This window comes from Agaribacillus sp. DX54, assembly GCF_056858335.1.
Genome location: NZ_JBXEQE010000016.1, coordinates 95,302 through 114,360 on the forward strand (window position 1 = coordinate 95,302; position 19,059 = coordinate 114,360).

16 protein-coding genes are annotated in these 19,059 nt (G+C 41.3%); 7 read left to right on the forward strand and 9 right to left on the reverse strand.

Annotation, left to right across the window (positions count from 1 at the left end; genetic code table 11):
* Window positions 1–96: 96 nt before the first annotated feature.
* From AC04NP_RS17365 to recJ, 4 genes are all read right to left on the reverse strand, one after another.
* Window positions 97–471, reverse strand: coding sequence for a hypothetical protein (locus AC04NP_RS17365; protein ID WP_482861123.1), 375 nt, complete (start codon window positions 469–471; stop codon window positions 97–99).
* A 231-nt stretch (window positions 472–702) separates the two neighbouring features.
* Window positions 703–2,229 carry a GH3 auxin-responsive promoter family protein gene (locus tag AC04NP_RS17370; RefSeq protein ID WP_482861124.1) on the reverse strand — a complete coding sequence of 509 codons (1,527 nt, stop codon included), beginning with the start codon at window positions 2,227–2,229 and terminating at the stop codon, window positions 703–705.
* Window positions 2,230–2,287: 58 nt separating this feature from the next.
* Entirely contained in the window at window positions 2,288–3,022 is a 735-nt protein-coding gene (lptB, locus tag AC04NP_RS17375) for an LPS export ABC transporter ATP-binding protein (RefSeq protein ID WP_482861126.1), read from the reverse strand.
* A 35-nt stretch (window positions 3,023–3,057) separates the two neighbouring features.
* Window positions 3,058–4,761, reverse strand: coding sequence for a single-stranded-DNA-specific exonuclease RecJ (gene recJ / locus AC04NP_RS17380; RefSeq protein ID WP_482861127.1), 1,704 nt, complete (start codon window positions 4,759–4,761; stop codon window positions 3,058–3,060).
* Window positions 4,762–5,041: 280 nt separating this feature from the next.
* On the opposite strand from recJ, the gene AC04NP_RS17385 reads away from it, so the two are divergent.
* The 3 genes from AC04NP_RS17385 (at window position 5,042) to AC04NP_RS17395 (ending at window position 7,570) form a co-directional block, all read left to right on the forward strand.
* Window positions 5,042–5,542, forward strand: a complete 501-nt coding sequence (locus AC04NP_RS17385) for a Panacea domain-containing protein (RefSeq protein WP_482861128.1) — start codon at window positions 5,042–5,044, stop codon at window positions 5,540–5,542.
* Entirely contained in the window at window positions 5,542–6,027 is a 486-nt protein-coding gene (locus AC04NP_RS17390; RefSeq protein ID WP_482861129.1) for a hypothetical protein, read from the forward strand. Before AC04NP_RS17385 ends, AC04NP_RS17390 begins: the two co-directional genes overlap by 1 nt.
* A gap of 475 nt (window positions 6,028–6,502) precedes the next feature.
* Entirely contained in the window at window positions 6,503–7,570 is a 1,068-nt protein-coding gene (locus tag AC04NP_RS17395; RefSeq protein ID WP_482861130.1) for a Fic family protein, read from the forward strand.
* A gap of 190 nt (window positions 7,571–7,760) precedes the next feature.
* Here the strand turns inward: AC04NP_RS17395 and AC04NP_RS17400 are convergent, their stop codons facing one another.
* A complete protein-coding gene (locus AC04NP_RS17400) occupies window positions 7,761–8,201 on the reverse strand; it encodes a helix-turn-helix domain-containing protein (protein WP_482861131.1) in 441 nt (146 codons plus the stop codon).
* 329 nt (window positions 8,202–8,530) lie between these two features.
* On the opposite strand from AC04NP_RS17400, the gene AC04NP_RS17405 reads away from it, so the two are divergent.
* Entirely contained in the window at window positions 8,531–8,884 is a 354-nt protein-coding gene (locus AC04NP_RS17405; protein ID WP_482861132.1) for a hypothetical protein, read from the forward strand.
* Between the two features lie 76 nt (window positions 8,885–8,960).
* On the opposite strand, the gene AC04NP_RS17410 is transcribed toward AC04NP_RS17405, so the two are convergent.
* The 4 genes from AC04NP_RS17410 to fumC all read right to left on the reverse strand — a co-directional run bounded on the left by AC04NP_RS17410 (window position 8,961) and on the right by fumC (window position 11,857).
* Window positions 8,961–9,272 carry a HigA family addiction module antitoxin gene (locus tag AC04NP_RS17410; protein WP_482861133.1) on the reverse strand — a complete coding sequence of 104 codons (312 nt, stop codon included), beginning with the start codon at window positions 9,270–9,272 and terminating at the stop codon, window positions 8,961–8,963.
* Window positions 9,273–9,283: 11 nt separating this feature from the next.
* Window positions 9,284–9,565: a type II toxin-antitoxin system RelE/ParE family toxin gene (locus AC04NP_RS17415; RefSeq protein WP_482861134.1), complete on the reverse strand. Its 282-nt coding sequence runs from the start codon at window positions 9,563–9,565 to the stop codon at window positions 9,284–9,286.
* Window positions 9,566–9,749: 184 nt separating this feature from the next.
* Window positions 9,750–10,337: an SPOR domain-containing protein gene (locus AC04NP_RS17420; RefSeq protein WP_482861135.1), complete on the reverse strand. Its 588-nt coding sequence runs from the start codon at window positions 10,335–10,337 to the stop codon at window positions 9,750–9,752.
* A 110-nt stretch (window positions 10,338–10,447) separates the two neighbouring features.
* Window positions 10,448–11,857, reverse strand: a complete 1,410-nt coding sequence (gene fumC, locus AC04NP_RS17425) for a class II fumarate hydratase (RefSeq protein ID WP_482861136.1) — start codon at window positions 11,855–11,857, stop codon at window positions 10,448–10,450.
* A 791-nt stretch (window positions 11,858–12,648) separates the two neighbouring features.
* Here fumC and AC04NP_RS17430 point away from each other — a divergent pair.
* The 3 genes from AC04NP_RS17430 (at window position 12,649) to AC04NP_RS17440 (ending at window position 19,022) form a co-directional block, all read left to right on the forward strand.
* A complete protein-coding gene (locus AC04NP_RS17430) occupies window positions 12,649–13,647 on the forward strand; it encodes an AAA family ATPase (RefSeq protein WP_482861137.1) in 999 nt (332 codons plus the stop codon).
* Between the two features lie 211 nt (window positions 13,648–13,858).
* Window positions 13,859–15,922, forward strand: a complete 2,064-nt coding sequence (locus AC04NP_RS17435) for a hypothetical protein (RefSeq protein WP_482861138.1) — start codon at window positions 13,859–13,861, stop codon at window positions 15,920–15,922.
* A gap of 196 nt (window positions 15,923–16,118) precedes the next feature.
* Window positions 16,119–19,022, forward strand: coding sequence for a TonB-dependent receptor (locus AC04NP_RS17440; RefSeq protein WP_482861139.1), 2,904 nt, complete (start codon window positions 16,119–16,121; stop codon window positions 19,020–19,022).
* Window positions 19,023–19,059: the final 37 nt, after the last annotated feature.

Genomic DNA, 19,059 nt, shown 5'->3' on the forward strand with positions numbered 1-19,059 from the left:
GTTACACCGCTCTTAATCTATCATATTGCTACCAATACTATACCCCTTCCTCCAGACCACCAAAGCTTTACCCACACTCACACTCACACCCAAACTTCACACTCTATTCCTGGTTTGTATGTAACCAGTACGAAAGAAATAGTAACCGATAAACAGCGCTCCGAATTCCAGCAGGTAGTAATTTACCTCGCGAATGTCGTTCACCCATGTGTATATTGCCAGGCCCACCCCAACCAACATAATGATGGCGCCGATGATCATTCTCCTTTTGGCGTTACTGCCTGATCCGGTGGATGTGGAAGTTGACTCGCGGATAAGTTCATTATCGAGTTGCCGGATAATGTACTTGATATCATCGTCTTCCATTCCCAATTCCGTCAATTCCTGGCGTATCTGGGCAAAGCTTTTTCCTATCGCCAGCCGTTCTTTCGCGAGCTTGAATGCTTCATCTGCTTTTAGTTGATGTTTCATATAAATTAGAGTCAACCGAAATCAATGTTTTATCACACTTTTCCCCCTGGAAAAACTAAACTGCCCGCCTTAGGTGTACTACAGTGTAGCCTTGTTCATATATTACAATGATGGCCTCAACGTATTTTAATACCAAAAAAGTGGTATTGACCAACTCCGGGAGATTACATGTACCTCATTTATGCTTAGGGAAGTGGCCGGGGCAAAGTGGAACCTGTCATCCTTCCGTATTTACTTGATTACACTGACCATCTCTAGTATATCATCCAGGTACTGCCTGTTATTGGCCAGTCTGGGCACCTTGTTCTGACCACCCAGCTTCCCTCTTTTTTTCATCCATTGGTAAAAAGTACCTGGCGGCACGCTATGGATTACCGGGGCCTCCAGGGCAATATCTTTATGCCTTTTCGCATCATAATCCGAATTAATCTCCCTGAGATTTTTATCCAGGTAATATTTAAATCTTTCCAGGTCGTCTGGTAATTTATTGAACTCGATCACCCACTCATGGCCTCCTTTTTGTCTTCCATTCAAATAACGGGGTCCTGCAGTAAAATTATCAATTTCCGCCTGGGTGGTAGCACAGGCCGATGTAATGGCTTTTTCGGCATTTTCAATGATCAGTTCTTCCCCAAAGGCGTTGATAAAATGTTTTGTGCGTCCGGAAATCTTGATCCTGAAAGGTGATAGTGAGGTAAACTTTACCGTATCACCGATTTTATATCGCCATAATCCGGCATTGGTAGAAATTACCATGGCATAGTTTTTACCTGTTTCTACTTCATCCAGTCCGATGGCTACATCGTTTTCATCGCCAATATGGTCGATAGGAAGGAATTCATAATAAATACCGTAGTCCAGCATCAAAAGCAATTCGTCCGAATCCGACCGGTCCTGAATTCCGAAAAACCCTTCCGAGGCATTGTAAGTTTCCAGATAATTCATACTCTTTGAAGGGATCAGGTTTTCAAACATCTTTTGGTAGGGTTTAAATGAAACCGCACCATGGGCAAACAGCTCCAGGTTGGGCCAGACTTCCATAATGTTATCTTTGCCTGTCATTTCCAGGATTCTTTGTAACAAAACGATAGTCCAGGTAGGTACTCCTGAAATACTGGTGACATTCTCCCGGGAGGTGATTTCTGCCATTTTTTCAATTTTCTCCTCCCATTCGTCCATCAGGGCGATGTCAAGTTTTGGTGTTCTTACAAACTGGGCCCACAGGGGAAGGTTTTTCATGATTACCGCCGACACGTCTCCATAGTGAGAGTTGGCGTTTTTATCCAGTTGGTTGATCTGGTGGCTACCTCCTATGGTCAGGCCTTTTCCTGTGAATAGTTTTGTTTCCGGATTATTGTTAAAATAGGTCGAAAGCATATCCTTTCCACCCTTAAAATGGCAGTCCTCAAGCGCTTCCTGAGATACAGGAATGAACTTGCTGCGCGCGTTGGTAGTACCTGATGATTTGGCAAACCACTTTATTTCCGAAGGCCATAACACATTTTGATGTCCTTTCATCAACTTTTCTATATGTGGGAATAACTCTTCATAAGAAACAATCGGAATACGCGATTTAAATGTCTTTATATCGGGAATATCCTTGAAACTGTATTGTTGGCCATAACTTGTATTTTTAGCGGTATCCAGCAGGTCATCCAACACCTCCCGCTGTACCTCCAGCGGGTACTTCATGAACAGCTCCACTTCGTGGATACGCTTTTTCATTACCCAGGTCAAAATAGAATTAATCAGCGCCATAGTATAATCTCTCTCGAATCGTTGCTCTTAAAAATACTTAAAAATGCATAATTTCCAGCTAAATTTTTCTTTTTAGCTCAAAGTGTTTGCCCAGGTAGACCCTTCTTACCTGTTCATCTGCCGCCAGTTCTTCAGCGGTGCCGGCTTTGAGCAACCGCCCTTCAAACATCAGGTATGCCCGGTCTGTGATTGATAAAGTTTCGTTTACATTATGATCGGTAATCAGTATTCCGATGTTTTTGTTTTTGAGTTTGGCTACGATGCTTTGGATTTCCTCTACAGCGATGGGATCAACACCGGCAAAAGGCTCATCCAGCAAAACAAAATTAGGATCCACCGACAGGGCCCTCGCTATTTCTGTCCTCCTTCTCTCTCCACCCGATAACACCATGCCCAAATTCTTCCTCACATGAGTAAGGCTAAATTCTTCCAACAGCGCCTCCATTTTTTCCTTTTGCTGCACCTTGGGTATTTTTCGCTGTTCCAACACCGCCATTAAATTTTCTTCCACTGTCAGTTTTCTGAAAACCGAAGCCTCCTGAGCCAGGTAACCAATACCCCTTTTCGCCCGCTGATACATAGGAAGTTGTGTGATGTTTTCACCGTTTACATATATTTCCCCCTCATTGGGTTTGATCAGGCCAACGATCATGTAAAAGGTGGTTGTTTTGCCTGCACCATTGGGGCCCAGTAAACCCACAATTTCTCCCTGTGTTACCTCCACAGATATGTGGTCGACAACAGTTCTTTTCTTATATATTTTGACTAGATCTTTAGCACTTAACTTTTTCATTCATCCAATATTAAAAATGGCTTTCCGGTATTTGTTTAATCGAATTTTAAGTCCTTTAGATACAATTGCAAGGATTTGATACCGATATAATCGTTTTCTTCAATAGTGTAAGCGATTTTAAACCGCATGCCACTGTCGATTAATTCAAAATACTCAGCAAATCCGAAGCCAATTATTTCGATTTTTGCGGCAGCGCCCTCCTGACCGGCTATGAACTTGATATGTTTCTCCTTCATAATTTTGGGCCGCTCCGTGGCATAGATATTTTCCGATACAAAAACAGGCGTATTGTTTTTTGGTCCGAAGGGACTCATTTGCCTGAGGATATTAAAAAATTTTTGGTTGATGCAATCGAAACTAATCTTTTGGTCAATTTCCAGGTTAGGTACCATTTGTTCTTCGGTAATGGTACTGGCAACTACCTCTTCAAACTTTCTTTGAAATGCAAAAAAATTATCCTCTTTGAGTGTCAGTCCTGCGGCGTAGCGGTGACCGCCGAATTGATCCAGTAAATCAGCACATGCGGCGATAGCTTCATAGACATCGAATCCGGAAACTGATCGGGCGGAACCTGTAATTTTATTATTTGATTCGGTCAGGATAATAGTCGGTTTGTAATACTTTTCAATACACCGTGATGCCACAATACCTATCACACCTTTGTGCCAGTCTTTTTTATAGAGCACTGTAGACTTCGTATTTTTGTAGGTCTCATTTTCCTCAATCATTGAAAATGCCTCCCGAGTGGTATTATTGTCAAAATCCCTTCTCCTGCTATTGTGGTGATTGATCTTGGAGGCGTAGGCATCGGCTTCTCTTTGGTTTTCGGAGATCAGCAACTCTACCGAAGCCCTTGCGTGGTCAATCCGCCCTGCCGCATTGATACGCGGGCCAATACTGAAAACAATACTGGAGATATTCAGCTTTCCCTCGAGGCCAGCCACTTTGATGAGTGCCTGCAGGCCGGTACTGGGTTTCCGGTTCAGCTTGATCAATCCGTAGTGGGCCAGTATCCGGTTTTCATCTGTGATGGGTACAATATCAGAGGCAATGCTTACCGCCACCAGATCCAGATAGTGGTAAAGCGTACGTATGTCATAATTGTTTTTGATACAAAGCGCCTGCAACAACTTAAATCCAATGCCGCATCCTGACAGCTCTTTAAAGGGATAATGGCAATTTTTCCTTTTGGGATCCAAAATGGCAATAGCATTGGGTAGTTGCTGACCGGGCCTGTGGTGATCGCAAATGATAAAATCTATACCCTTTTTTCTGGCGTAGGCAACTTTGTCAATGGCTTTTATGCCGCAATCGAGACTGACAATCAAATCGACCTGGGTTTGGCTTGCATAGTCTATTCCATCGATAGAAACGCCGTATCCTTCTGCATACCGGTCAGGAATGTAAAAGTCGATGTTTTTGTGGTATTTTCTCAGAAAATCAAAAAACGTAGCCACGGCAGTGGTGCCATCCACGTCATAATCACCATATACCAGAATCCTTTGTTTGTACCTGATGGCTTCATTAATTCTTTCTACGGCCAGGTCCATATCTTTCATTAAGAATGGATCGTGAAGTTGCTCCAGGATAGGGCGGAAATAGGTTTTGGCTTCATCAAAGTTGGAAATACCCCTTTGAAGCAGCAAAGCGGAAAGAATGGAATTAACATTTATTTCGTTGGAGAGTCGCTCAATTTGATCTGCTGGTGGCTGTTCTTTATAATCCCATCTGTTTACCATAATTTTTCAAAATAAAGATAAGAATTAAAATTCTCGAAGTATTTATGTAGAAATTTTGAAATTTCCAGCGGGGGGACTTTTCGCAAGATAGAATAATTCAATTTAATGTCAAGGTGATTTTCCGGTGGTTACCTGCTAAATGCGTGGATAATAAAACCTTTGATGCGCATAAAAGCCATAGAAAAAGAAAAATTTTGAGTAAGGAATAATGCAAATAAAATGGAGTTACTATTAATAATATTAATTATTTTTGTAAATAAGTAAATAATGTTTTTTTGAAATGGGAGCTATAAACGTATTAAATACCGCATCTTTTTTTGTTAAAAAAGGTGTATCCCCCCTTCAACTGCAAAAGCTCCTTTATTATGCTCAGGTATGGTTTTTCGTTAAGCATGGTAATCGCTTATTTTTTAGTGACATAAAGGCCTGGAAATATGGTCCGGTTGTTCCTGAAATCTGGCAATTATTCAGATTTATAAGAAGAACAGATGGTATACCACGAAATAAATTAGATGACTATAATCCTCCTTCTGCATTTACCAGTCATTTACAGGAAGTATGGGATGCCTATGGTCATTTAAGTGGTTCTCAATTGGTTGACTTGACTCATAGTGAGTTACCCTGGAAGTTAAGTAGAATAGGTTTATTAAGTGATCAGCCAAGTAGTAAACCTGTTATTATCTCTAAACGTACCACCAGAGAATTTATCCTTGACCATGGCAAAATACCATTCATACCTGCTACTTCATCACGTGGAGAATACTCAAATCAACATCTTTAGTGAGGAAAAGAGGTCTTGTTTTTATAGGTAATAAGAAACCTGTAGATGGTGAATTTTACATTTACAAACAATTATACAGGTTTATTCCTGAATTTGATACTTATCATAACGTCGGGAAAAAATTAGAAAAGCGAACCATAAAGACTTATATTGAACTTGAAATCTACAAATATAGTATTTGTGTAATATCGTTTTACCACGAAGGATTTGGTGAAGGAAAGAAAAAATACCGTGTAAGGTGTGGTTTAGGCCCTGGTCATATTAAAGCTATTGTCAAAGCATGTATTGAGGCTTATCATAAATTGATTGATAGCAATGGACATCATGCATTTATTTTTTCCGCTACGGATGATTTAGATGGTCACCGAGAACATAATAAAAGATACTCAATGTACGTCCGATTCATTGATGATAATTTTAAAGACAGAAATAAATATCAGGAAGACGGTTCAATCCAGCTAAATACTTTTAAATTGATTTCATGAGGATTATGCTTTTAAGAATGAATGTGAACAGTTCTATCTGGAATTCAACGAATTAGTCGAAAGAGAAATAAATATTTCGGGTGGTGACGAGGGAAATAAATAAGCATAAAAGAAAAACTGCAATGAATGGATAAATACATCTTATTGAACAGAAACCCTTGATTTTTGAAGGTCTTTTAAAACAGGAAAAGGGTGATTGGTTTTGGATTAGGAAGGGCTCAAAAAAACTCGTCAATAGGGGATACTTGCCCACAAGATTTTTCAAGAAAAACAGCTACAATTGGCCATAATTAGCTATATTTGGCTACAATTGGCTACAATTGGCTACAATTGGCTACAATTGGCTACAATTGGCTACAATTGGCTACAATTGGCTACAATTGGCTACAATTGGCTACAATTGGCTACAATTGGCTACAATTGGCTACAATTGGCCAGATTTAGATGAATTATGGCAAGATTAAACAGACAGGATATGATATTGGTAACAAGTGAAATCCTGGCGTTGATCACGGAGCTGGATGAGTTTAAAGGCAAATGGCAGGTTCTGAATACCCTGGCGCCAGACCATCTTGCTGACCTTAAAAAAGTGGCCACCATAGAAAGTATCGGATCATCTACGCGCATAGAAGGATCAAAACTGTCTGACGAGGAGGTTGACAGATTACTTTCCGGTCTGGAAACAAAATCCTTTCAATCTCGCGATGAACAGGAAGTGGCGGGCTATGCAGATACTATGAACCAGATTTTTTTAAGTTGGAACATGGTACCATTTACTGAGAATTACATTAAACAGTTCCATAGTATGCTTTTGCAATACAGCGAAAAGGATCAATGGCATAAAGGGGAATACAAAAAAAACGCCAATCATGTCGAGGCTTTTGATTCACAGGGTAAAAGCCTGGGCGTCATATTTGAAACAGCAAGTCCTTTTGAAACGCCCAACAAAATGGCAGATCTTGTGGACTGGACAAATACAATGTTGGAAGAAGGGACTTTACATACCTTGTTTGTGATTGCCATATTCACGGTGGAGTTCCTTGCCATTCATCCCTTTCAGGATGGTAACGGGCGTTTGTCACGAGTCTTAACTACTTTGTTATTGCTGAGAGCAGGATACCAATATGTACCTTACAGTTCCCTGGAATATATCATCGAGATGAATAAAGACAACTACTATCTTGCTTTGCGACAGAGTCAAAAAACATTAAAAACCGGTAAACCGGATTACCAGCCCTGGCTGATGTTTTTTTTTCAAAGTTTAAAGGCACAAAAACAACGTTTGGAGAAACGCATCGGAAGTGCTGAAAAATTCTATAATGCACTTCCGGCACTTTCGGAAACGATTTTGAAACTGTTCGGACATCACCGGCGTTTGTCAACCGGTGAGATCGAAAGACAGACCGGCGAAAGCCGTGCTACAATCAAGAAACGCCTGGGCGAACTCGTGCAAGCCGGTTATCTTGTACGCCATGGCAAGGGCCGTTCCACATGGTATAGCTTAGCTGCGAGAAACCCGATTGGGTCAACTACCCAATACTGACAATTTACATTTGGAAATTTCCACTATTTGCTTTTTCTTGATAATACACATGTTTTCCCAGAAACCTGAGTTCATAATGTTGAGATTCTGTAAACTCCTTTGGGCGCTCAAAATAATTGATCAGTAATTTATTTCAGCTATTACCAATAAACGGTTTTTATAAGTGAAGAAAGTTGATAAATTAGCCAATTCACTCATCATTTGAGCCCTCAGCACTTTCTTGTTTTAACAATTGGATTTGCGCCTCTAAGTGGTGAACCTTTTCAACCAGCAATTCCCTCGACTTAATGAGTTCATCCAGATAGTTGAGGTATTTTTCAAAGACCATTTTTAGTTGTGTTTTGGATAAGCGGTTTAATTCCGGTCTGGTCACCCCAATGATTTCACTAATGTCAATTTCTTTTGCAGTTGCGTTATACCCAAAAAGTTGATCCGTGGTAACTCCCAGGATTTTTGCGATATGGGGTATGACCATGGGTTTAGGAAAGATTTCCGTGGACTCATAATTGGAGATGTGCTGTTGGTTGAAGCTTTGTGTGGTTTCCTTAGATAATAATTCCGCAAACTCTTTTTGGTTAAGTCCCCGTACTTCTCTGAATTTTTTTAGATTAATACCAAAAATATTGTTCAATTTACTTATTATTTTGTTATCTTTAATATAAATTTGGTTATTGGCATAAGGCCAATAGTAATAAACAAACAATATAAAGAATTCGTGGATGTTTTAATTGTCAAGTATACCGAGTGTGTGGCCAAGATTACTTTGTGCTAAGTTTTAACACACGTCATCTAAAACAAAGCGATCAAACTGCCTCGCATCTTCCCCTATAATAGAATGCCGGGCGATAGCAAAGCATTATACTGACTGCCTTTTTGTTTTGAAAATAGGTCGTGGTATAAAGTTAATGTTTGTTGCTGTGCTGCAAAGTTAAACTATTTTAAAACCAAAAACTTATTAAAATGATGCCCGATTTTAATGAATTAATCGCTTTTGCGTTTGGGGAAGAAGAACTGAAAGCCGAAATAGACAAGTGGCTGGAGTTTGTAGCCCTGTCGGTTGGGGAAGATGGCAATGTAGGGGGCCAGGAACATAGAGACCTGCTGTTTTTCCTGTTTGAATTTAGAAAAGCCCTTTTTGCACCCGCAACCATTGATAACCTGGGGAAATTGATGGGTGAAACTCATGGGGAGGAAAACTTTACCAGGAATGTGGAGGAATGGATTAAGTATATCACATTATTTACCCAAAACAATGCGGGAAGTGAAGTATACAAAGATCTGTTGTTATTCTTGTATCAATTGAAGGTGTTTTAAAACCGGAAGAAAAAAGGCTGATACATCCTCCCTGTCATTATTTGGGAGGATGTTTACATTTTAAAGATTGCTGCAACTACATATGCAGTTGATTTGATTTAGGCACACGTTTAACATTTTTTAAAAATCTCTTACCATTTTTTCCTGCGTGCCAAAGATCATAAGTATTTTGCATATTCATCCACATCTCGGCATCGGTATCAAATGCTTTGGCAAGACGTAAGGCCATTTCAGGCGTGACATCCTGCCTTGCATTAATCAGCTTTGACATGGTATTACGTGTAACCCCCAGGTATTCAGCAGCTTTTGTTACTGTAAGTCCTTCCATGTAAAGTTCCTTCAGAACTTCTCCCGGGTGAGGAGGGTTAAACATTGGTTTTAATATCATAGTTTTACCTTTTAATGATAGTCCACAAAATCAACATCATAAATATGGTCATCATCACCTACGGTGAAGGTAATGCGCCAATTTTTATTAACAGAGATAGCCCAATAGTCTTTCATATCTCCTGTTAGTTTGTCCAGTTTCCCTGCACGAATATTAATCCGGTCAATGTTAACCGCACTGTCCAGCGTTAAAAGCAATGTCCTGATTTTATTTATAAATGACGCTGGTAAGCGTGAAGAATTTCCGGTTTCCCAAAATTGCTTTAACCCTTTGTGCTTAATGCTTTTAATCATAAACGCTAATGTATACTGTAACGTTACAATTGTCAACTCTTTTTTTAAAAAGAGATGAATCAACGGATTAATAAATTTGTCGTAAACATGTATGAAAAGCGACTTCTATTTCAAAGATTTTAATTTTTTCAACAAAAAAGCAGTACTTAAAAAGCACTGCTTCCAACACAAAGCCAGTGTTAAATCAGTTGACTATTCCCTCAAGAACATCTTTGATAGGAACCCTAACACCGTCTTTGTAGGGAACGATCCAGGCATCTTTGACACCCATTTCCCTTAGATATTTTTTAAAAGTATCGGCTTCCCAGTAATCGCCAAAGCTACCCAGGGTAAACTTTTGAATACCGTCGATGTCTTCAGCGGCGAAATCACCGCCGGCACTTTCATATTTTTTAAGATCCATATTTTTGTAGGCTCCGATCTGCACTTTGAAAACCACTCCCTGGGCTGTTCTTGTTTCGTTGACAGTTTCTATAGTGTTTAATGCGCTACTGGCCTCTTCCCGGGCAGCAGCCAGATCTGATTTCAGCCTGTTTATTTCAGCATCTTTATCCGCAACCCTGGATTGCAGACTTGAGACCTGCCCTTCCAGGCTGCTGACTTTTCCTTTCATGGAACTGCTTTCCTCCACAATTCTTTTAAATTCCTCAAGAGGAAGACTTTTTTGTCTTTTTTTCCACTCTTTTTTCTCCTTTTTGGAGAGTTGTGCGTGGGCCTGCTGTGCCAATGAAGTACAAAACACTAAACAAATAATCAATACCAGGTTTTTCATTTTATATAATATTTACCTACTAATTTCCTTACTTCAAACCCCAATGTACGAAAATAAGGCTTACATTTCCAAATTTCAGCTAATTACCGATGGTCACCTTAAGGTAAGATTTAAGGTATTTTTGACAAGCTTCCCGTCATATTCTCCGGCACTACCCATTCATCGAACTGTTCGTTGGTCAGTAAATTCAGGGCAAGGGCAGCTTCCCTTAACGTAGTGCCTTCTTCATGGGCTTTTTTAGCTATTTTAGCGGCATTTTCATATCCTATATGCGTATTCAGGGCTGTTACCAACATTAATGACTTTTCGAGCTTCTCCTTGATTACGGCGTGATTGGGTTCAATCCCCACGGCACAATGCTCATCAAATGACAGGCAGGCATCTCCCAGCAAAGTGGCCGAAGTGAGCAGGTTATAGGCCATCAGAGGTTTAAAAACATTCAATTCAAAATGCCCGCTCATACCACCTACCGATATGGCGGTATCGTTGCCAACTACCTGTGCGCAAACCATGGTTAAGGCTTCGCACTGTGTGGGATTTACTTTGCCAGGCATAATGGAAGAGCCAGGTTCATTTTCCGGTATAAGAATTTCTCCGATCCCTGACCGAGGCCCGGAGGATAACATTCTGATGTCGTTGGCAATTTTCATCAAACTTACAGCCAGTTGCTTTAAGGCACCCGAAGTTTCTACAATTGCATCATGTGCCGCCAGGGCTTCAAACTTGTTTTGAGCACTAACAAATGGATGGCCGGACAAATGCGCTATCTTTTCAGCTACCAAAGATGCATAACCTTCCGGTGTATTGAGTCCTGTTCCCACGGCGGTGCCACCCAGTGCAAGTTCTGATAAATGACTCAGCGTATTATCAAGTGCTTTTAAGCCATGATCCAATTGTGAAACATAGCCTGAAAATTCATGGCCCAAAGTCAGTGGCGTGGCATCCATGAAATGTGTACGCCCGATTTTCACCACTTCTGCAAAAGCCCTGGCCTTCTGATCGAGTGTGTCGCGCAGTTGGGTGATTTTTGGCATAGTGTCTTCCACTATTTTAGTATAGGCCGCAATATGCATGGCCGTAGGAAAAGTATCGTTGGAAGATTGCGATTTATTGACTTCGTCATTCGGGTGTATTTTTTTCTGCGCATCATCGAGTTTGCCGCCCATCAATACATGCGAGCGGTTGGCAATTACTTCGTTGACATTCATATTGGATTGCGTGCCTGAACCTGTTTGCCAAATTACAAGCGGGAACTGATCGTCGTGATCCCCATTCCTGATTTCATCGCAGACCCTGCCGATGACATCCGCCTTCTCATGGTCCAGGACTTCCAGTTCGTGGTTGGTCTGCGCGGCGGCCTTTTTAAGTATGGCGAATGCCCTGATGATTTCAATAGGCATTTTCATATTGTCCCCTCCGATGCGGAAGTTTTGTTTTGACCGTTGCGTTTGGGCGCCCCAATATTTATCGGCAGGCACTTCCACATTTCCCATTGTATCTTTTTCGATGCGAATGCTCATTTTTTGATAGTTGGCTAGGGTTTTACAATAATTCTTTGTGACAAATTTAGAAAATTATTGCCGCCATATTTCCAATACAAGGGTAAATTTTTTTTCGTAATCAGATGAAAAGTTGCAGGTGCTCATGTGATATGTTGGGGAAATATAAAATCTTCATTATCAAAGATTTAATAATTCCAAAATCTATTATTCCCTGAAGTCCGGGGTATGAAATTTTTTTTAAATCGCTAAAAATCAACGAATAACGCCCTAAAAAGGCAAAAATCGCGAATAAAACCTCCAAAGGCATGGCGTGGAAATGATGTTTTTATTTCTTCCTTGCCCGGAATAAATGGCTTTAAATTAGATAAAAACAAGATAAGTTACCAATGTAAGAAATGCGTTTACATGCGTTTCAAAATTATCTGAAAAGCCCTCATCTTTGAAATGTCATTAAGACAAACAAATTAAGTTAAAAAGTTTAACAACATTTGTTTGCATAGTTAATAAGGTAATATAGGTTAAATTTAGGGTTAGTTTTTTACAGTTTGAAAGAGGGGGCCGTAAGGCTCCTTTTTTCATTTACGGGTTTTTCGGATTCCGGGTTTCACCTGCAAAAAATAAGATTCAACCAGGTAAAATGACCAGCTAACCATCCGGACTGGTGAAGCGATCTTTGTAACACTGTTAAAAAACGTTAAAAACACGATATCACATCTTACTTATGCGCTCCAAACCGGCCATCTTTCCTTCAATAAATAATAAATTTTATAGATTTACGGTTTGAAAATATTCATTAAATCCGAACATCGATGGAAGAACCAATAATGGCTGGAAGCCAGGATCTGAAAAAGGAATATCAGGACAAAATCAAACAGGTATTTAAGGAGGTAGGGAAAATTGTTGTAGGGCAGGAGTATATGATTAACCGTTTGCTGGTAGGGTTATTTACCCAGGGACATATTCTATTGGAGGGTGTGCCAGGGTTAGCCAAAACTTTAACGGTAAATACCCTGGCTAAGGTGCTGCATCTTGATTTTCACCGCCTGCAATTCACACCTGATCTGCTGCCGGCAGACCTTATCGGTACTATGATTTATAACCAGAAACTGTCCCGGTTCGAAGTTAAAAAAGGGCCGATCTTTGCCAACATGATTCTGGCTGATGAGGTTAACCGGTCACCGGCCAAGGTGCAATCGGCCTTGCTGGAAGCCATGCAGGAAAAACAGGTCACCATTGGGGAAACCACCTATCAGCTTGACCGGCCCTTTTTGGTAATGGCTACGCAGAACCCTGTTGACCAGGAGGGTACCTATCCTTTGCCGGAAGCGCAGGTAGACCGTTTTATGCTGAAAGTACACGTTGATTATCCTTCAAAAGATGAAGAGTTGGAAGTAATGCGACGAATGTCAGATATGAGCTTTAGCGGAGAGGCCGGGACCATTTTATCCAAAGATGATATTTTTGCTATCAGGCAGGAAATCAACCGTGTCAGCATATCTGAATCTCTTGAGAAATATATCATTGAAATGGTGTTTGCCTCCAGAAAACCAATGGATTATGGTATGAATCACGAGGCCAGCTTTATTCAGTTCGGGGCCTCTCCCAGGGCGAGTATCAATTTGAATCTGGCGGCCAAAGCGATAGCCTTTTTTGATGAGAGAGATTATGTTTTGCCGGAAGATATTAAAGAAGTGGCCCCCGATGTACTAAATCACCGGATAATACTTAATTACGAGGCTGAAGCAGATGGTATCACCACCCACGATATCATTGAATCACTTTTGAAAAAAATACCTATTAATGCGTAATATCAAAGGCGTAGTAACACAATTCCAACATAAAATATAACAGAAGCCCCAGGGCTTCTTTTTTTTTGCATAATGTTAAATTTATGTTATTTCTGAAATTTTGGCTTCACATATCTTTAACATATTGTTAACAATTCCGAGACCACCCCTTAATATTCAATCTACAACTTTGTACCGCAATTTTATCATTTAACTAAATCCATTTCTTGGCATGAAAAAATTATCTTATTTACTAGGTTTATTGGGGCTCGCGGGCATGCTTTTCATAGCTTCGTGTAGTGACGATGACGACGATCCGCCACCTGCTGCTCCAACCGTCAGCGACCCTTCTGATGTAACTGTACAGATCGGAACAAGTGTTGACATAACTTTCAGTATCCAAGCGCCAGGCGGTTTTCAATCAGCTTCAGCAACTCCGGCCGGTGCCACTGTATCGAGTTCCCCTGTCGCGGGAGCATTAACGGGTAATGTGGTGGTAACTTTTACCGCAGGAACGTCCGCAGGCACTGAAAATGTGCAGCTTACGGTGACAGACCAAAACAATAGGACAGGCACTGGCTCTGTAACTGTAACCATCTCTGAAAGTGCGGTACCAACCATCGCGGATATCCCCCCCACGGCTAACGTTGAAGCGGGTGATGTCTTAGGTCCGGTAACAGCCTCATTAGGCGCAGATGATGGATTGGCATCTTTAACAATCACTAAAAATGGAGAACCCTTCGGTGATGTAATCAACTATTCCGGGGAAACTTCAACCACACAGGAATTTTCTTACACACCTACCCCGTTAGAGGCAGGTACTGAAATTACCTTTGAATTTACAGTAGAGGACAGTGATGGTCAGAAAGCTTCTGCCACACACGTACTGACAGTGGACTTCACCACTATTACTGACAATGATCTCGGAACGGCTGTTTACGATTGGGTAAACACCAGAGCCTACTTAGTAGATGGACTTGTATTTTTGGAATCAGGAGGCAGATTAAACATTCAAGAGGGTACAATCATCAAATTTGTACAAACGCCTACCGACGCAGGCGATAATACTTCGGCGTTATTTATCACTGCCGGTGCGCAGATATTTGCGGAAGGCACAGCAACAGATCCTATCATTTTCACTGCTGAGAATGATGATTTTGAGGAAGGTGTCTTACTACCCACTGATAACGAGCAATGGGGCGGGTTGATTATCCTGGGCAACGCACCGGCCGAAAGAGGGGGTGCTACCTCCGGCATTCAAATCGAAGGTATTGACTCAGGGGAGCCCAGAGGGGCATACGGTGGAAATAATGCCGCCGATAATTCTGGCATTTTAAGATACGTATCTATCAGGTATTCCGGTGTAGGTTTTGAGCCTGGAAACGAATTACAAGGATTGACCCTCGGTGGCGTTGGTAATGGAACAACCATTGAATTCATCGATGTATTTTCAAGTGCCGATGATGGTGTTGAAATATTTGGAGGCACTGTAAACATCAAGTATGTTAGTGTGGCTTTCTCAACCGACGATGATTTTGATTTTGACTTAGGCTGGAGAGGTAACGGGCAATTCTTATTCTCCCTGATGTTACCCGGAACTTCCAGCGATGCCTACGACCACTCCGGCGAGTGGGATGGTGCTTCTCCTGATGATGCCACTTTGTTTAGCGCACCGAATATCTCAAACTGGACAGCTATTGGACCCGGCCAGGCCATTCCGGCTGGTGGAAGAGACAGGGCGCTCTTGTTAAGAGAAAACTTTGCGGGCAAGGTAATGAACTCAATTTTTGAGGATTACCCTGGCCAGGCCATTACCGTGGAGGATCTTAAATCAGAATCAGATCCCCAAAGCGGCAACTTTGATGTTGATGATACGAATGATGCCTATGCAAATATCGGTACACCGAAAGGAATTTTTCAGTTGGAGATTCTGAGTAATACCTGGGCGCAATTTGCCGGTTATGATGCAGGACAAGGTGTATCATCGATGGTAAAGCCACATAGTGAAAGGAATGATGCCGGCGATCTGCTTTACGAGGGCAAAATTGCTGATGTTGTGGCTGAGCTTACCGACAACAATAACAAAGTAGAGACTTCTGCGGTCTTAAGGGGCATTTCGAGAACAGCCGATGGTGGTTTGGATCCTCGTCCTGCCTCTGCCGACTCAGACGTAACCGATCCGACAATCCATGGAATGGAAGCTGTAATGTACAGAGGTGCATTCGATCCCTCTGAAGCCGATACCTGGTTATCAGGATGGTCTACACTGGCTAAATTCGGTTACCTGGGTAACTAGGCAAAAATACTATTACTAAGATTGTAGGAACCAATCTTATCAAGCTCCGGAGCTTTCAGGCTCCGGGGTTTTCTTTTATATCAACGAGCTTACACCTGAGTCCTTTCCTATAATTTCTTAACACAAAGTTCACATTGCATTAATTAATGGTTAATATTTTAAAGTTAGCTTTGCGGACATTTTACTAATCAGAGACATGTTAAAGAAAATTACTATTAGCTTTGCTATCTTTCTTGGGCTGGCAAATATGGCTATGGCTCAAGAGGGTTCTTTATCCGGCAAAATTGTTGATCAGGAGACCGGTGAGGAGTTAATCGGTGCAACCGCCTTTATACCTTCAACAGGACACGGGTCGGTTACAGATATCTATGGCAACTATCAAATGAAAGGAATTGCTCCCGGTAGTTACACCCTGGAAATCTCCTATGTTTCTTATCAGAAACAAATCATTCAAAATGTGCAAATTATTGATGGAAAGAATACGGTGATTAATGTTACGTTAGCGCTTGAAACCGACCAGTTACAAGAGGTCGTGATTACTGCAGAAAGAATAAATAACAACGAGATAGCCTTGCTTTCCCTCCAGAAAAAATCCTTTGCTGTGCAAGATGGAATATCTTCTGAAGAAATAGGCCGGTTGGGGGTCTCAAATGCAGCCGAATCGGTAAGACAGGTGACAGGCGCCTCTATCGAAGAAGGAAAATATGTGGTAATGAGAGGGTTAGGTGACCGGTATTCGGTTACTCAAATGAACGGTGTTGCCTTGCCAAGCACCGATCCGTATCGAAATAGCTCAAATATGGATCTCATTCCCTCCAACATGATTGAAAATCTGGTAACTGTTAAAACGTTTACGCCAGACCAGCCTGGAAATTTCACCGGAGGAAAAGTGGATGTTACTACCAAGTCTATGCCCGATGAATTTTATTTCAATTTTGGGTTATCGACCACTTACAATACCCAGGCTTCGTTGAGGGATGGATTTTTCACCGATGCCGCAGAGGGGCAGTTAGACTGGTTGGGATATGATGATGGCACGCGCGATATTCCGGGGGTAGTAAGACGAACAGACATGCGCGGCTTTAATGATCAGGCCATTGCCGGCAGGGATCCGGACAACCTTCTGGAAAGGGATCTGGTAAATCGAACTGCTAAATCGTTTGATAACCCATTTGTCCCTGACCAGATAACGGCTCCTTTAAATTATGGCTTTAACCTTTCAACGGGTAATAGTTCAGAGGTTTTTGGAAAAAGATTTGGTTATAACCTGGGTGTAGTCTTTAATAGAAATTACACTTTTTATGATGATGGTCGAAGTGGATTTTATCAGGACAATAACGGAAACCTGAGAACTATCCAGAATTTTAATGAAATCAGAAGCCAAACCAACACCCAGATAGGAGGTCTGCTTGGTTTATCTTTACAATTGTCCAACAATCATGAGTTGCAATTTACCAGTTTATACAATCACGATGGTCAGTCGGCTTTTCAGAGAAATGTCGGATTCTGGTTACAAACGTCTTATGACCAATTTGATACCAGGGGGGTCCTTTGGATGGAAAGAGGATTGCTGAATAACCAGCTATCGGGTAAACATTATATCGATAAGCATATACCCATCAAAATCGACTGGTTGGCAGGCTATGTTTTGTCCAATCAGAAAGAACCCGATTCCAGAATATTTGCATTTGGCGGCAATTTTCAGGAAGATGGCACCTTAAGTTTTATTCTTAATCAATCTGAAATAGGTATTCTCCCCACTCATTTTTACAGGGATTTGGAAGACGCCCAGATCAATGGAAAAATTGACGTAGTACTGGAACTGTCAAAGGAAAATGATAACCAGATAAAATTCGGAGGTCTTTATTCCAACAAACAGCGGGATTTTTCGGAGAATTTTTACAGCCTGATCCAGCAGATTGAAAACAGGTTAAATCCGGATTACTTTAATTTTGGTGAAATTCAAAATGAAAGCGAGTTGGAAAGGTTTTTTGACCCCTCTAATGCCGGGGTGGTAAATACACCCGAAAGCACTGGTACGGGGAGGTTTGGTTTTGGAAATGTTTACACGGACCTTACCCAGTTAAGAAACTCCTATGAAGGAGAAGAAGTTATTACGGCAGGCTATGTCATGGGTGTTTATAATTTATCACCAAAATTTAAGTTAATTGGTGGTCTAAGGCTTGAAAATACGGATTTGAGTACCGTGAGTGAGGATTCATCGAGGCCACGTGGTGATATTTCAACATTAGATCTTTTGCCCTCCTTAAACGGAATTCTTAAATTAAGTGAAAACTCTAATTTCAGGGTAGCTGCCAGTCAGACGATTGCCAGGCCCAACATGCGGGAAATCTCCCCGTTCGCAGCCACTGCTACTATTGGTTACCCGATTTTTGTGGGTAACCCTGAATTAGACAGAACGTTAATTCAAAACTTTGATTTGCGTTATGAAACCTATCCCAGGACAGGGGAGCTTTTTGCTGTAAGTGCTTATTACAAAAATTTCGAAGATCCGATTATATTCCAGCTTACGCCCGGAGCCGGTTCCCCTGAAATTGTGCCGGTTAACTCAGAGAATGCCCTGGTGCTAGGTGCCGAGGTGGAATTCCGGAAAAGCCTGGATTTCATTTCAGAGGCACTCTCCAATTTTAAATTATCAACCAATTTTAGCCTGATTTTCTCTGAAGTAGACAAGGGTGAAGAAGAACTGGCAGCCCTTAGAAATGAACAGGCACAAGGCAGAAGACTGAATATTGAAGATACAAGACCATTTCAGGGACAGTCACCTTATATTATCAACTTCGCCCTGTCTCATGTCAGTGATGCGCTGCAATGGGAAAACACTTTATCGTTTAATATTTTTGGTGAAAGGCTCAGTTATGTGACCGGCGCCCTGGATCCGGATGTCTATGAACAACCCAGACCATCTCTGAATTTTGTTTCTACAAGGCAGTTGAATGAGCATCTGAATTTGGGAGTCAAAGTCATGAATATTTTGAATATGGAATTCCTGCACGAATATGATTTTAACGGAGAGTTTGTATTCCAGTCCTTCAGAAGAGGAACAAATTTTAATGTGTCTCTGAGTTATAGCCTTTAAGGTTTATAACTGGTATAAAAAAGGCCCATCAGGGCCT

What these genes read in the sequence shown, in the direction of transcription:
- AC04NP_RS17365 (WP_482861123.1), bottom strand. Translation starts at nt 471, where the DNA reads ATGAAACATCAACTAAAAGCAGATGAAGCATTCAAGCTCGCGAAAGAA.
- AC04NP_RS17370 (WP_482861124.1), bottom strand. Translation starts at nt 2,229, where the DNA reads ATGGCGCTGATTAATTCTATTTTGACCTGGGTAATGAAAAAGCGTATC.
- lptB (WP_482861126.1), bottom strand. Translation starts at nt 3,022, where the DNA reads ATGAAAAAGTTAAGTGCTAAAGATCTAGTCAAAATATATAAGAAAAGA.
- recJ (WP_482861127.1), bottom strand. Translation starts at nt 4,761, where the DNA reads ATGGTAAACAGATGGGATTATAAAGAACAGCCACCAGCAGATCAAATT.
- AC04NP_RS17385 (WP_482861128.1), top strand. Translation starts at nt 5,042, where the DNA reads ATGGGAGCTATAAACGTATTAAATACCGCATCTTTTTTTGTTAAAAAA.
- AC04NP_RS17395 (WP_482861130.1), top strand. Translation starts at nt 6,503, where the DNA reads ATGATATTGGTAACAAGTGAAATCCTGGCGTTGATCACGGAGCTGGAT.
- AC04NP_RS17405 (WP_482861132.1), top strand. Translation starts at nt 8,531, where the DNA reads ATGATGCCCGATTTTAATGAATTAATCGCTTTTGCGTTTGGGGAAGAA.
- AC04NP_RS17410 (WP_482861133.1), bottom strand. Translation starts at nt 9,272, where the DNA reads ATGATATTAAAACCAATGTTTAACCCTCCTCACCCGGGAGAAGTTCTG.
- AC04NP_RS17415 (WP_482861134.1), bottom strand. Translation starts at nt 9,565, where the DNA reads ATGATTAAAAGCATTAAGCACAAAGGGTTAAAGCAATTTTGGGAAACC.
- AC04NP_RS17420 (WP_482861135.1), bottom strand. Translation starts at nt 10,337, where the DNA reads ATGAAAAACCTGGTATTGATTATTTGTTTAGTGTTTTGTACTTCATTG.
- fumC (WP_482861136.1), bottom strand. Translation starts at nt 11,857, where the DNA reads ATGAGCATTCGCATCGAAAAAGATACAATGGGAAATGTGGAAGTGCCT.
- AC04NP_RS17430 (WP_482861137.1), top strand. Translation starts at nt 12,649, where the DNA reads ATGGAAGAACCAATAATGGCTGGAAGCCAGGATCTGAAAAAGGAATAT.
- AC04NP_RS17435 (WP_482861138.1), top strand. Translation starts at nt 13,859, where the DNA reads ATGAAAAAATTATCTTATTTACTAGGTTTATTGGGGCTCGCGGGCATG.
- AC04NP_RS17440 (WP_482861139.1), top strand. Translation starts at nt 16,119, where the DNA reads ATGTTAAAGAAAATTACTATTAGCTTTGCTATCTTTCTTGGGCTGGCA.